General features: G+C 67.4%; 15 protein-coding genes. 11 read left to right on the top strand and 4 right to left on the bottom strand.

Annotated features, from left to right (window positions below; translation table 11 throughout):
• Positions 1 to 148 precede the first annotated feature (148 nt).
• Both ACYQ2W_RS15430 and ACYQ2W_RS15425 read right to left on the bottom strand, forming a co-directional pair.
• Positions 149 to 1,504, bottom strand: coding sequence for a DUF2252 domain-containing protein (locus ACYQ2W_RS15430; RefSeq protein ID WP_459869004.1), 1,356 nt, complete (start codon positions 1,502 to 1,504; stop codon positions 149 to 151).
• 521 nt (positions 1,505 to 2,025) lie between these two features.
• Positions 2,026 to 6,528, bottom strand: a complete 4,503-nt coding sequence (locus ACYQ2W_RS15425) for an nSTAND1 domain-containing NTPase (RefSeq protein ID WP_459869002.1) — start codon at positions 6,526 to 6,528, stop codon at positions 2,026 to 2,028.
• A gap of 75 nt (positions 6,529 to 6,603) precedes the next feature.
• Here ACYQ2W_RS15425 and ACYQ2W_RS15420 point away from each other — a divergent pair, with 75 nt between their 5' ends.
• The gene (locus tag ACYQ2W_RS15420) at positions 6,604 to 6,966 is read left to right on the top strand and encodes a CU044_2847 family protein (RefSeq protein ID WP_459869000.1); all 363 of its coding nucleotides are present in this window, start codon (positions 6,604 to 6,606) and stop codon (positions 6,964 to 6,966) included.
• 90 nt (positions 6,967 to 7,056) lie between these two features.
• On the opposite strand, the gene ACYQ2W_RS15415 is transcribed toward ACYQ2W_RS15420, so the two are convergent.
• Positions 7,057 to 8,607, bottom strand: coding sequence for an alpha-isopropylmalate synthase regulatory domain-containing protein (locus tag ACYQ2W_RS15415; protein WP_459868998.1), 1,551 nt, complete (start codon positions 8,605 to 8,607; stop codon positions 7,057 to 7,059).
• Positions 8,608 to 8,624: 17 nt separating this feature from the next.
• Here ACYQ2W_RS15415 and ACYQ2W_RS15410 point away from each other — a divergent pair, with 17 nt between their 5' ends.
• The 10 genes from ACYQ2W_RS15410 to ACYQ2W_RS15365 all read left to right on the top strand — a co-directional run bounded on the left by ACYQ2W_RS15410 (position 8,625) and on the right by ACYQ2W_RS15365 (position 12,035).
• Positions 8,625 to 8,915 carry a helicase HerA-like domain-containing protein gene (locus ACYQ2W_RS15410; RefSeq protein WP_459869034.1) on the top strand — a complete coding sequence of 97 codons (291 nt, stop codon included), beginning with the start codon at positions 8,625 to 8,627 and terminating at the stop codon, positions 8,913 to 8,915.
• On the top strand, positions 8,903 to 9,139 hold the full coding sequence (locus ACYQ2W_RS15405) for a FitA-like ribbon-helix-helix domain-containing protein (RefSeq protein WP_459868996.1): 237 nt from the start codon (positions 8,903 to 8,905) through the stop codon (positions 9,137 to 9,139). Before ACYQ2W_RS15410 ends, ACYQ2W_RS15405 begins: the two co-directional genes overlap by 13 nt.
• A 20-nt stretch (positions 9,140 to 9,159) precedes the next feature.
• Complete coding sequence (locus ACYQ2W_RS15400; protein ID WP_459868994.1) at positions 9,160 to 9,300, top strand: PIN domain-containing protein; 141 nt, start codon at positions 9,160 to 9,162, stop codon at positions 9,298 to 9,300.
• A 12-nt stretch (positions 9,301 to 9,312) separates the two neighbouring features.
• A complete protein-coding gene (locus ACYQ2W_RS15395) occupies positions 9,313 to 9,576 on the top strand; it encodes a PIN domain-containing protein (RefSeq protein ID WP_459868992.1) in 264 nt (87 codons plus the stop codon).
• 213 nt (positions 9,577 to 9,789) lie between these two features.
• Positions 9,790 to 10,146 (top strand): UPF0175 family protein, encoded by a 357-nt coding sequence (locus ACYQ2W_RS15390; RefSeq protein WP_459868990.1) that lies wholly within the window; start codon positions 9,790 to 9,792, stop codon positions 10,144 to 10,146.
• Entirely contained in the window at positions 10,113 to 10,349 is a 237-nt protein-coding gene (locus ACYQ2W_RS15385) for a DUF3368 domain-containing protein (RefSeq protein ID WP_459868988.1), read from the top strand. Before ACYQ2W_RS15390 ends, ACYQ2W_RS15385 begins: the two co-directional genes overlap by 34 nt.
• 35 nt (positions 10,350 to 10,384) lie before the next feature.
• Complete coding sequence (locus tag ACYQ2W_RS15380) at positions 10,385 to 10,753, top strand: type II toxin-antitoxin system HicB family antitoxin (RefSeq protein WP_459868986.1); 369 nt, start codon at positions 10,385 to 10,387, stop codon at positions 10,751 to 10,753.
• Positions 10,754 to 10,935: 182 nt separating this feature from the next.
• Positions 10,936 to 11,253, top strand: coding sequence for a transcriptional regulator (locus ACYQ2W_RS15375; RefSeq protein ID WP_459868984.1), 318 nt, complete (start codon positions 10,936 to 10,938; stop codon positions 11,251 to 11,253).
• Complete coding sequence (locus ACYQ2W_RS15370; RefSeq protein ID WP_459868982.1) at positions 11,243 to 11,554, top strand: helix-turn-helix domain-containing protein; 312 nt, start codon at positions 11,243 to 11,245, stop codon at positions 11,552 to 11,554. Before ACYQ2W_RS15375 ends, ACYQ2W_RS15370 begins: the two co-directional genes overlap by 11 nt.
• A 268-nt stretch (positions 11,555 to 11,822) precedes the next feature.
• Entirely contained in the window at positions 11,823 to 12,035 is a 213-nt protein-coding gene (locus tag ACYQ2W_RS15365; protein WP_459868980.1) for a hypothetical protein, read from the top strand.
• Between the two features lie 194 nt (positions 12,036 to 12,229).
• Here ACYQ2W_RS15365 and ACYQ2W_RS15360 read toward each other — a convergent pair.
• The coding region (locus ACYQ2W_RS15360) for a hypothetical protein (RefSeq protein WP_459868978.1) at positions 12,230 to 12,803 on the bottom strand (574 nt) is incomplete at its 5' end.

Below are 12,803 nucleotides of genomic sequence, written 5' to 3'. Positions count from 1 at the left end.
TGAGGGTTGGCGGTGAACGGTTGGATTCCGCTCACAGATTACCGGACCAAAGCCCTTTCGATCACCTCGATATCCCGGGAGCCCGTCGGACGATGGATGAGTCCGGGGTGGCAGATCGGAGAGGAGAGGGCCCTCTCCGTTGCCTGCCTCAGTTGCAGATGGACCCGTAGGCGGCGACGAAGGCCTGGTAGTCGGCCTCGACCTGATCGGCGTAGCTGAAGGCGATGTCGCGCACCTGGGCGCGGAACTCGCTGTGGTGGGTGTCGGTGGCCTCGTCCACCTCCTTGTCGAAGGAGGCGGGGACGTAGCCGGCGTTGTAATCCTTGTCGGCGCGGGCGTGCTGCATGGCGAGGATGGCGCCCCACTGCTCGGCCAGCTTGTTGTAGCGGGTATCGCTGGTCAGTTCGGTGGTGTCGAAGGAGTCCTTGAACGGGGAACGCTCGCGCACCGAGTAGTCGCCGTCGCTCAAGATCATCCAGCCGAGGAGGTCGTCGACGTGGATGTCGAGGGCCTTGTAGGCGATGGCGTGGCGCACCGCGGGGTTGGGGAAGTTGGCGTCGTACCAAGTGGTGAACGCGCTGCCGAGGTAGTGATAGGGGGTGGGATGCCCCTGGCGCTTGACGTCGAGGATGCGGTCGTCGTCCTCGCTGCCGCTCGCCCCCTCGATAAGGACGTAGAAGCGGGGGGTGCCGAGGGAGCCGGTACCGGCCAGCAGGCGACGGGCGACGTCCTTCACCGCGAAGAAGTTGTTGTCGTAATCGATGCCGCCGCTGAGACTCTGGCCGTAGGCGGCCATCGCCGCCTCGATCTGGACCCGCTCGGCGGCGCTGGCCTCTCCCAGCTTCTCGTAGCTCAGATCGAATTGACGCACGCCGTCCACCTCGTTGGTCCACTTGTCCAGCATCTTCCGGCGGCTCTCGCCGCTCTCCACGTCGTCGAGGAAGTCGTCGAGGCGGCCGTAGGTGTTGTCCTTGGTGTAGATGGCGTCCAGTTCGTCGTTGTTGCCGTGGACATCGGCGAGGGTGTCGAGGTAGTGCTCGCTGAAGGCGTCGACCATCGCCTGCTGTTCGCTGCTGGAGAGGTTGTTGTTTTCGCGGGCGATGAGCACCAGGGAGACGGCCATGCGCCAGACGTCGTACTGGTAGTCGGCCACCACGCTCTCGTCGAAGTCGTTGAGGCCGTAGACCACATCGCCGTTGTCGTTGTCGTAGCTGCCGAAGTTGTAGGCGTGCAGGTCGCCCTGGATCCAGGTCTGGGTGTCACCGTTGCCGAAGTTGGCGATGCGCGGGTCGTTGGCGAAGTCGTGCCAGAAGAGGTGGTTGCTGCCGCGATAGAAGATGAACGGGGAGACGACCATCTTGCAGTACTTGGCGTCGCGGTCGGCGAGGCTCAGCGCGGCGTTCCAGCTGTCGATCTCGGTAACGGGGTCGCGGTCGAAGGCGTTGGCCGCACTCGCCCCCAGGGCGAGCAGGATGGCGGCGACGAGGGGCAGCTTGTTGGACATGGTTGGGCTCCTGGTTGGGTGTTCCGTGGATTGGGGTGGTAAGGGGAGCAAGCCTCCGCGATGGGGCTTAGCAACGCATCGACGCCGAACAGCCGGGGGGGGGGCTCCCCATAGGATGCACGCTCGTCGACGGCAAAATGGGCAGACGCTCCGGGCTTCCTGCCCTCTCACGCAATAAGCACTTCCCTGGGCAATAAAGAGTTGGCTGTTGCGACATCCCTCTCGATTGTAGGAGCGGCCCTTAGGCCGCGATGGCGCCCTGTCCGCTTCCACCGCTTGCCAAATCGAGACGCCTAACTTCGTCATAATCGCGGCCTAGGGGCCGCTCCTACAGGGAACCGAGGCGCGACCATTGAGCGCAACACGTAATTCAGGCATCGCTAAAAAAACGCGCAACCCGCTCGTCAGAACGGCATTGCCGAAACGGAGTTCACCGCCTTCGTTCGACGGGCACGTCGTTCCACTCCCCTGTCCGTCCTACGAGAGTGGCATGCCAATTTTTCAGATTGACGAAGGCCGCCTCACGGCGTAATGGAAGCCAGCGGCTGCTCATACGGCAGCCGGTAGAGGGCCAGGCGGCCCATGGTGAGCGGCACGGCGACCCAGCAGTGGCCGGCGTCGGGAGAGGAGGCCTCCGCGGGAAGGCAGCGGAAGTCGAAGTCCCAGAGGGATGGACCACCGTGGACGTACATCTCCGTGGGCAGTCGCTGGGTGAAGAGTGCCTTGCCGGTGGGGAGGTCCCAGAGGCAGAGGTTCATGTCGGCGCCCACGGTGGCAAGCTGGCTGCCGTCGGGGGCGTAGATGGCACGGAAAACAGTCTGCTCGTGGCCTACCAAGTGGCGAACCGAGGGAGGGTCAGGGGTGAACTCGTGGAGGGTGACCCATTGATCCCGGCCGACGACGGCGAGCTCGCGGGCATCGGGACGGAGGGTGGCCGAAAGGAGCTGGTCCTCCGACCGGACCACTTGGCGGGGGGTAGGCGGGGCCTGGGTCAAGTCCCAGAGGCGTATGGCTCCATCCTCACCAGCGGTCATCAGCTCATCACCGGAACTGGAAAATTGCACGACACCTACCTTTCCGTCATGAGCTGCGAACGACTTCCCCTCCCCGCTCGCCACATCGTACAGCCCCACTCGCCCGTCATAGCTGGCGGTGGCCAAGGTGCGGCCGTCCGGTGAGAAGGCGACGGCGTATACGGGGTCGGTATGGCCCTGGAAAGTATGCAGCAGGGTGAGGCTCCAGCCGTTGGGACCGCGTTCCACACGCCAGAGCTTGGCGGTGTGATCGAAACTGGCGGTAGCGAGGAGGTGGCCGTCCGAGCTATAGGCTTGACGGATAATTTGTTTAGCGTGGGCATCTGCGACCGCCGCGACCGGCTCCCCTGCCGCAACCGCCCTATCCGGCCCCGGCAGGGTGTAGAGCCGCAAGGCCCCATCCGCGAAACCGACGCTCACCAGTCCCCGGCGCGGCGACACCGCGGCGGAACGAGGCTTCCCCGCCAGCCCCCACACCCACTGCCCCGGCGTGGCTAGGGACCAGCGGCGCAGGGTGGCGTCGTTGGCGGCGGTGTAGAGCCGCTCGCCATGACGGACGACCGAGCGGAGCGCGGCGCTGTGGCCCTGGTAGATATGCAAGGCGACACCCGTGACCACATCCCACGACCGCAAGGTCTTATCCCGACTGGCTGAAAGGAGCCGGCCGCCGGGGACGAAACGTAGTCCCATAACGTCGTTGCCATGGTCCCGCAGCACGCGCACGGGACGCCCGCTATCCGCATCCCAAAGCACGATGCGCTTATCAGCCCCCCCGGTGGCGATCAGGTGGTCCTCATCGCTCGCCGCCACGGCACGAACCGGGCCTGTGTGCAGCCGCGGCAGGGCTCGCTCCTCACCGCTCCCCAGCTCCCAGACCCCCACCTCGCCGCCATAGCCACCACTCACCAACTGGTGGCCATCCGCAGTGAAGACCAACGAATTGCCGCCGGAGACATCACTGCTCTTCCCCTTCAGGGTACGCAGGATCTCACCGTTGGCGGTGGACCGGAGGGTAATGGCGTCATCCATGCCACCGCTGGCCAGCGTCCCCCCATCCGGGCTCAGGGCCAGTGCTATGACCGCCGTCGGGGCCTGCCAGGGATCTCCCACCGGCTTCTCGTTCAACGGCTCTCTCTCCTTCGCCCCGGCAACGACCCAGCGCAGGATGCGCCCGTCCTCTCCGCCGCTGTAGAGCAGCCTGCCATCGGGCGAGAAGAGGACGGCGACAACAGCCCCAACCGCTCCCGCCCCGCCGTCATGCCCCCGCAGCCGCCGCACCACGGCCCCGCTCTCGGCATCGAACAGCACCAGGGTGCCGCGCTCCCCGGCGGCGGCCAGCAGCCGCCCATCCGGCGACACCGCCACGTCGATCAACTGCGCTCCTACCCCCGCGTACACCTGCTCCGCCTCGCCCCCCAGGATCTCCACGAAACCGGCCAGCAGGTTGCGAGCGTGGCGCCGGTCCGCCGCGATGGCCGGATCGAGTCCCGCCGTGGCGCGCAGCACGGCCCGCGCCTCCCGAGGGTCGTCCACCCGGGCAAGCAGGGCGGCGTGGGTTAGGCTGGCGTCGAACAGGGCCTCGGTGCGGGTCTGCTCCACCGCTGCGGTGTGGGAGCGCTCGACCCAGCCCCAGGTCCCCAGGCCGATGGCGATCACCAGGCCGATCACTACGGCCCCGGCCAGCCGCTGGGTCCAGAGCAGCCTGAGGCGCCGCCGCGCATCCTCCTCTTCCCGCTGCCGCCGCTCCTCCGCCTCCGCCCGCTTGCGCTCCGCCTCGCGGGCCTCCCACTCCCGCTGCCGCTCCTCCCCCTCCCGCCGCGCACGCTCCTCCGCCTCCGCCTGGCGCCGCACCAGGCCGGCCTGGAGATAGGCCTCCGACACCCCGTCCAGGGTCCCCTCGGCCGACCGGCTCCACTCCTCCGCCTCCACCAGCCGCGCCCCCCGCGGCACGTCCTGTGGGTCCCGGCCGCGCCGCGCCCACTCCTCCGCTTCCGCCCGCCAGCGCCGCCGCCAGGTCTCCAGCCGCCGGTTCTCCTCCAGCCAGCGGCGCAGCCGCGGCCAGTGCTGGATCAGCGCCTCGTGGGCCACCTCCACGGCGGCGAGGCCGGCTCCCTCAACCGCCCCATCGCCTTCCTCGTCCCCCTCCCGACCGCGGGGCAGCAGGGCGCTGGTTACCACCAGCCGGGCGTCCGCCAGCTTGGCCAGGGTGCGCAGGATCAGCGGTTCGGGGAAGCGAGGCGTGACCAGCTCCGCCTGGCTCACCCGCCGCCGGGTGTCCTCAGTGCCCTCACCCAGGCGGGTGAGCTGGATCAGCACCCACTGGGCCGCCTCCCGCTCCTCCGCGTCCAGATGGTTGGGGGGCGGCGCCTCACCCTCCTCCACCGCCTCGAACAGCGCGTCGGCCCGCCGCGCCAGATTGCCCTTCAGCCCGCCCAGGGTGTGGTAGGCCGCCAGGGTGAGCTGGCGCGCCTCCAGCCCCGACTCGCACAACGAGGTGAGGGTGTCCTGCAACAGTGGTAGGTGGCCCGGATTCTCCCCCACCTCGCCCAGCAGCTCGGCGACCAGCCCCTCCTCCACGGTCAGCCCCACCCGCCGGGCCGGGGCGACGATCGCCTCGCGCAGCTCCTCCGCCGCCATCGGCAGCACGGTGACCAGCCCCTCCTGAATGCGCCGGGCCAGGCCGTGATACGCCTGCTCGGCGCACTTGGCGTAGAAGTCGGCGCGCAGGGTGAGCACCAGGCAGAGCCGCCCTTCGGCCCGCTCCAAGGCCGACAGCAGACAGCCGAGAAAACGCTCCCGCGCCTCCTCCTCGGCCTGGGTGAAGAACTCCTCGAACTGGTCCACCACCAGCACCAGCCGGCGCCCCTCGGCGGTGAGCCCGTGGACGATCCGCACCAGTAGTTCGGGGTCGGCCCCCTTGGCCAACTCCGCGGCCTGCCGCCCCTCGACGCCGGCTTGGTGGCGCAGTTCCATGGCGAGGCTCTGCAAGGGGTCAGAGCCGGGCACCATCACCACCTGGGGCCAGCGCCCGCTGCCGCCGATGTGCTCGCCGCGGGCCAGGGCGTGGAGCAGTCCGGCGCGCACCACCGAGGACTTGCCGCTGCCGGAGACCCCCACCACGGCGAGCAGGTCGTCGCGGCGCACCCGCTCCACCAGTTGGGCGGTGAGCCGGGAGCGGCCGAAGAAGTCGCCGGCGTCCTCCTCGCCCTGGGCGAAGAAGCGCAGCCCCTTGTAGGGGCAGCGGCCGCTGAAGGGGGCCGCCCCGGTCGCCTCCACCCGCCCGCGGGTGAGCTCGATGGGCTGGCTGGAGTTGGCACACAGGGGCTGCTGGGTCTCGCCCCGCAACAGCCGGTCCACGTCCGCCGCCAGGGTGAAGCTGGTGACCCGCCCGTCCGGCTGGAGGGCCGGGTCCAGCCCGCGCAAAAGCGCGCCGGTGAGCACCCCGTGACGACCGGCGATCTCCTCGTAAGCGGGCTCGAAGGCCCGGGAGGCGGCGATCAGGCAGCGGCTCCCGGTGGCGGGGTCGGCCTCGTGGAAATGGAGCAGCTCACCGCTATGGCAGGTGTCGAGCCACACCACCTGGTTGCGCACTGGGCTCTGGCGCAGCAGCTCGCGCAGCCACTGCAGGGTGAGGGTGTAGTCGGGGCGGGCGGGGTCATAGTCGCTGGCGGCCAGCAGCCCCTGGGTGGTTCCCCGTTTGACCTGGATGCCGTGGCCGGCGACGAAGAGGAGTGCGGTCTCGGGGGCGGGTCCCCCGTCGGGCAGGAACAGCCGAATGATCGCCTGCTCCAGTTCCCGGGTGGTGACCTCCCGATCCGGGGCCACAATCAGCGTCCCGTCATCGTCGATCCCCTCGGGAAGGCGGCGGACGCGGAACTCGCCGTGGCGTTGCAGCCGATCGGCGATGGCCCCGGCGTCACCGGCGGACAGACGCAGGGAGGGTAGGTGTCGGTAGCGATTGATCCCGACCACCAAGGCATCGCGGCTCATCGTGCTCTCCCTGGACGTCATCCCTAGCCACTATGATTACGACGCGAGGCGTAACCGTTACCTGGAGATAAACGTATGACCAAGCTGATTCCGATGCAACTGGACGATGGCGAGACCCTGTGGATGGAGGTGGACGAATCGGTGAGCGCGCCGAGGGAGACAGCGGTGCCGCAGCCGTCCCGCACGCGCACCCTGCGCGGGGACGACGGAAAGGATGGCCCCGCACCGATCCCCGGCATGGAGCGGCTGGAGTCGGTGCTGCAGGGTTTCACCCGCCGGGCGGTGCGCTCCCTGCGGGACGTGGCCGAGGCCAATGTGGACAAGCTGACCCTGGAGTTCGGCATCGGCATCGGCGGCGAGACCGGCATCCCCTTCGTCACCAAGGGCAAAGCGGAGAGCAGCCTCAAGGTGACGGTGGAGGGCTCGTTCAAGAAATAGGGTTTACGCCCGTTGCCCCCTCGCCGCCACCGGCAGGCCGTAGGGGGCACACCTCGGCGCGGGCGAGGCCCACGCACGGCATCGCCCGCATCACGGCCCCGCCACACACTCCTCGCGGGCCCGCTGCTGCGCCTGGCCGTTGAGCATGCGGATCGCCGCCTTCATCGCCGCGACCACCTGGTTGGCGTCCACCCCGCGGGTCTTGCGCGTCTCGCCCTGGTCGTCCCAGGTGATCAGGCACTCGGTCAGCGCCGAGGTCTTGCCGCCGCGCGGGATGCGCACCTCGTAGTCCACCAGCTCGGGGATGCGCAAGCCCTGCCTGGGCACCACCTTGCGCAGGGCGTTCATGAAGGCGTCGAAGCCGCCGTTGCCGGCGCCGCAGGCGGAATACTCCCGCTCCCCCAGGCGGATGCGCAGGCTGGCGGTGGACTCCAGGCCGAGGCTGCTGGTCACCGAGCAGGCGAGCAGCTCGGCGAACTCGTGGTCGCGCCCCTCCAGCACCTCGCCGATCAGAAACGGCAGGTCCTCGGAGGTGAGCGAGTGCTTCTGGTCGCCCAGCTCCACCACCCGTTCGAGGACCTTGTCCAGGTCGCCCGGGGCCAACTGGATGTCCAGGCGCTCCAGGTTCTTGGCGAGCGAGGCGCGCCCGCTGAGCTTGCCCAGGGCGTAGGTGCGCTGGCGGTCGAAGCGCTCCGGGCGCAGCTCGGTCTGGTAGAGCCCGGCCTTGTTGTCGCCGTCGGCATGCACCCCGGCGCACTGGGTGAAGACGTCGGCGCCGACGATCGGGGCGTTCTCCGCCACCCGCTTGAGGGAGAAGTTCTCCACCAGGCGGCTGAGGCGCATGATGTGGCGCTCGTCGATATTGAGGCGCAGCCCCTGGCGGTCCTTGAGGTTGACCACCACCTCGGCCAGCGAGGCGTTGCCGGCGCGCTCGCCGAGGCAGTTGACCGTGCAGTGGAGGGTCGAGACGCCGGCCTTGGCGGCCATCAGGGCATTGGCCGTGGCCAGCCCGTAGTCGTTGTGCGGGTGGAAATCGAAGGCCAGCTCGGGGAAGCGCCGGCGCATGTCCGTGAGGCTCGCCAGCACCTGATCCGGGGTCATCACCCCCAGGGTGTCGGGCAGCATGAAGTGGCCGATCCCCTCACCACGCAACGCCTCCAGCAGGTCGAAGACGTACTGCGGGCTGTCACGATAGCCGTTGGACCAGTCCTCCAGATAGACGTTGACCCGCAGCCCCTGCTTCTTCGCGTAGTCGACGGTGCGCCGGATGTCGCCGAGGTGCCCCTCCAGGGTCTTGCCCAGCTGCACCCGACAGTGGCGCTCGCTGCCCTTGGTGAGCAGGTTGATGACATGCCCGCCGGCCTCCGTGATCCAATCGACGCTGCGGGTGTGGTCGACGAAGCCGAGCACCTCGATGCGCTCGGCGTAGCCGGCCAGCTCGGCCCACTCGATGATATTGGCCACCGCGTGCAGCTCGCCCTCGGAGACCCGCGCCGAGGCCACCTCCAGGCGGTCGACCCGCAGCAGTTGCAACAGCGCCTGGGCGATGTTCATCTTCTCCGCCGGGGCGAAGGAGACCCACTGGGTCTGCTCGCCGTCGCGCAGGGTGGTGTCGAGGATCAGGAGGTCGGGGGTGGTCATGTCGGCATTGTCACCCGATAGGCGAGGGTTGTCCTGCCCAATTCCGCCGTCACCCGCCTACGGCGGCACTTCGACCGATCGGCATCGCGGACTTCCGCTTCGAGGGCTACCCCACCGTCCTCCGGGACCTGCAAGGCAGGCAGGGCCACCCGGTGCGGGCGACCATCTCCGACCCGGGACCGCTTCTGCTCTCCTGTATGCTGGAACTCAACGACACCCGGGAGGGGGTCCTCAACATCGCCTTCAAGATAGCAGTGCTATCATGCCTGGAGAGAACACCACCAGGAGAGACCCCGTGGCCAACTTGATCGTGCGTAACATCGACGATGACATTGCCGACGCCCTGAAGGCGCAGGCTCGCCGGCACGGCATAAGCGCCGAGGCGGAGCACCGGCGGATCCTGGCACAGGCCCTCATCCATCCCAAAAAACGCACTTTCCTGGAGGTGCTGAGGGAAATGCCGGATGTCGGCACCGACGAAGACTTCGCGCGCCGCGAGGAGCGCCACGCGGCCGAGCCTTTCGACGACTAGCGGCCCACCGAGAAGCGCGTATGTATCTACTGGATACCAACGTCGTCAGCGAACTACGCAAACGGAACCGCGCCAACCCCGGCGTGCTGCGCTTCTTTCACGAACTCGCCGAACGGGAATCCCCCGCCTTCATCAGCGTCGTCACGCTCGGCGAGCTATAGCGCGGTGTCGAGATGATCCGCCATCGTGGGGACGAAACGCAGGTCGACCTCCTGGAGCGTTGGCTACAAATCCTGGTGGAGGAGTACGGGGAGCACATCCTCGACTTCGGCCGGGAAGAGGCCCGGGTGTGGGGATACCTGCGCGTGCCGCACCACGAAAATGCCCTCGACAAACAGATCGCCTCCACCGCATTGGTGTATGGATTCACGCTGGTCACCCGCAATGTACGGGACTTCGCCGGCACCGGCGTCACGCTGCGAAATCCGTTCGAATAGTCGGGTATGCCGGCGGCTGGATCGCCGGCCGCCTTCCGATCACGCCAGTAGAGGGCCTATCAGCGCGTCGAGGAACCAAAGTCCCATCACCCAATGCAAACGAGACCCCCACGCCCGCTTGAAGAAGGCAAAGCGCGCGCATAGCGAATGCATTGTGTCCCTCCCCCACACGTGGACTACATTGGGTAGCACCCCATCTATGGTGCCCCGATCATGCACGCCTACAACGTCCGAGAGCTGAAGAAGAACCCCTCCCTCGCCCTGCGTCAGGCGGAGGAAGCCCCGGTACTGGTGTTGAAGGGGAATCAGCCCAACGCCGTATTGCTGCACCTCGACGGCTCGTTGACGGAGGCGGAGAACGGCCTGCGTCCGGCGCTCGCCTCGACGCTCTACCGGGATCGCGTCCTCTCCCCGGGCGCCGCCGCGAAGCTCAGTGGCATGGCCCTCGCCGATTTCATCGATCACCTCGGTAGGCTCGGGATCGACGTCGTCGGTATCGACGAAACGACGCCCCATGAGACCGAGGAGCTCTCCCGATGGCTGTCGTCATCGCCGACGCCGGACCGCTGATCGCTCTCGCGAAGGTCGATCGTCTCGCCATCCTGCGGGGACTGTTCGGGACGGTTCGGGTGCTGCTCGTGGCGGAGCAGCGCGGCCTGATCGAATCGGCTGAATCGGTCGTGAACGGGATGGCCGCGAGAGGCTATCGCATCTCCGCGGAGCTGCTGCGCAGCGTTTGCGACACCGACTCCTTCGGCGGTGGCGGGTCGTAGGCAACCGACGTAACCATCGACTGAAGGTGCGAACCATGAACCGACTCGCGTACCCCGCGTCCATCGAAGAGGACGAAGGCGGCTTTTTCCTGGCCACTTTCCCCGACCTGCCTGGCGCCGCCACCGACGGACGAACCCGGGAGGAAGCCCTGGAAGACGCCCGCGACTGCCTGGAGGAGGCGATCGCCTACCGCATCCACGCGGGAACGGAGGTACCCGAGCCATCCCAGCCGAAGCGAGGCCAAACGCTGGTCGACCTCCCCGCCCAGATGGCCGCCAAGGCCGCGCTCTACCTCGCCGTCCGCGAGGCCGGGATCACCAAGCACGCCACCAAGCTCCCGCGCATCGAGGCAGCGCTCTCCGCCCTCGGCAAACGCCTGGTGATCGAGGTGCGGGCGGCATAGCCGGATCATCGCGTTCCCACCACCGCCGGCAGCGGCTTCCGGTAGAGGAACCATGCCTCTGCATCGATGCGGGGCACACCTCCTGCGCCTTCTGTGTGACCCCACCTTCTGAGAATCCCGGAACTCCGGGAAGGGATACCCGGCCACTTGCCGAATATACGCCATTGGCGCATATTCGCACTATGCTTACCGTCATCGAGTCGCCAATATTCACCCGACACTGGCCCGACTACTGGTCGGAGGAAGAGCGGGGCGAGTTTGTGGCCTACGTTGCGGGGAACCCCGAGGCCGGCGATCCGATCCCCGGCTCGGGGGGTTGCCGCAAGATTCGATGGTCCAGGGCCGGGTCGGGCAAGCGCGGCGGGGTGCGGGTGATCTACACCCTGCGTTTGAAGAGCGGGGCCCTGGTCCTGCTGACCATCTATTCCAAAGGCGCCCAGGACAACATCCCGGCCCACATCTTGAGCAAGATCGCGGAGGAGCTTGGCCATGCCTACTAGCAAACGGTCCATCGAGGCACGGGATGCCGAGCGGAACATCGGCGACGAACTGCTGGAGGCGATCCGCGACATCAAGGCGGGGAACTACGGTGCCACGCACCGGGTGGAGCCCAACGACGCCGTCCAGGCGCGCCTTGCATGCGGGCTTTCCCAAAGCCAATTTGCGGCGGCGCTGCGCATCTCCCCCCGGACCCTCCAGCAGTGGGAGCAGGGGCGCCGCCACCCCTCGGGGGCGGCGGAGACCCTGCTGAAGATCGTGGCGCGGCACCCGGAGGTACTGCGGGAAGTCGAAGAACGATAACCGATGGAGAATCCAACCGCTTTCTCCGTCGGGTAGGGTGTGCCGACGATAGGAGGCGCACCGGTCGGAGATGGCGGTGCGCCTCGTACCTCGGCACACCCTACTGCCGCGTCCTCATATCTGCGGACTCTCACGTATTTTTACGGTAATTCATGGGCTTGCGCCATCCTCCGCGCATGATGCACTTGGTTTCTCGGCTGCTCACACCCTATGGTAGCGGTCGCTGAACTTCCATCCTGTTTCACCACTCATGCAGGCCCCTTCCCCCATGGCTACCACCGTTCTCGAAGACGTTACCCCGGCTGACTTCCAACGGGTCGTTGCGGAACGCTTCGGCATCGACTCCGGCACCCACCTGCGGGTCATCATCCGTGACAAGGACGAAACCATCGTCGATGTCGCCAAACGGATGCGGGAAGTCGCGGCAGAAAGAGGCCTCACCGAAGAGCTCCTCAACGAGATTCTCAACGAGGATTCATGAGGGTCGTTGTCGATACCAACGTCCTCATCAGCTTCGCACTCTTTCCAAACGGAGCCGTATCGGCGACCAGGATCTCTTGGAGTTACACCCCTTCGAAGGGGTCGCCATCCTCACCCCGCGCCAATTTTTCGAAGGCGCTGGCTCACCGCGCAACCCTGGTGACCCGTGACGAAAAGTTCCAGAGCGTGGAGGGATTACTGGCGATCCAGTAGCGCCGCGACCTCGTCGACGGAGAGCCCGGTGATCTCCGCCACCTCTTCCGCCGCCATCCCCTTGGCCAACAGCGTGCCGGCAATCTTGCGGGCCCGAGCGGTCTCGCGCTTCAGCCCTTCCGCCAAACCGCTCTCCCGACCGCTCTCCCAGCGATCAGTCGCCACCAACCTCCCCCACCGCTCCATCGCCGCCCGATCCTCCACCTCCGGCAGCGGCGGCAATTCCGGCGCCTCGCCATCCTCGGGGAGCGTCGGCAGTTCCCCCACCGCGTCCGCGCCGCAGAACGACGCCAACTGCTCCCGGCAGGCCACCGACACCCGCTCGGCCAGATCCAACACCCGCGCCCGCAGGATCGTCAGCTCCTCCTCGCTGATCCGATAGCTTTTCGAGTAGCGCGCCTCGATGTAGGCCCGCTTCAGCAGATCGAACAGCGCCTTGTCCGCCGCCTCCTCGCGGGGCATCGCACCCACCAACGCCTGATGCAGCTCCGCCCCAATCTCCGCCAGCTTGGCGATGTTATGGCACTTGTGTTTATAACCACTGTATATAAGTGTG

It is taken from the genome of Endothiovibrio diazotrophicus (genome assembly GCF_054657215.1).
This window is presented reverse-complemented; position numbering and strand designations above follow the sequence as displayed.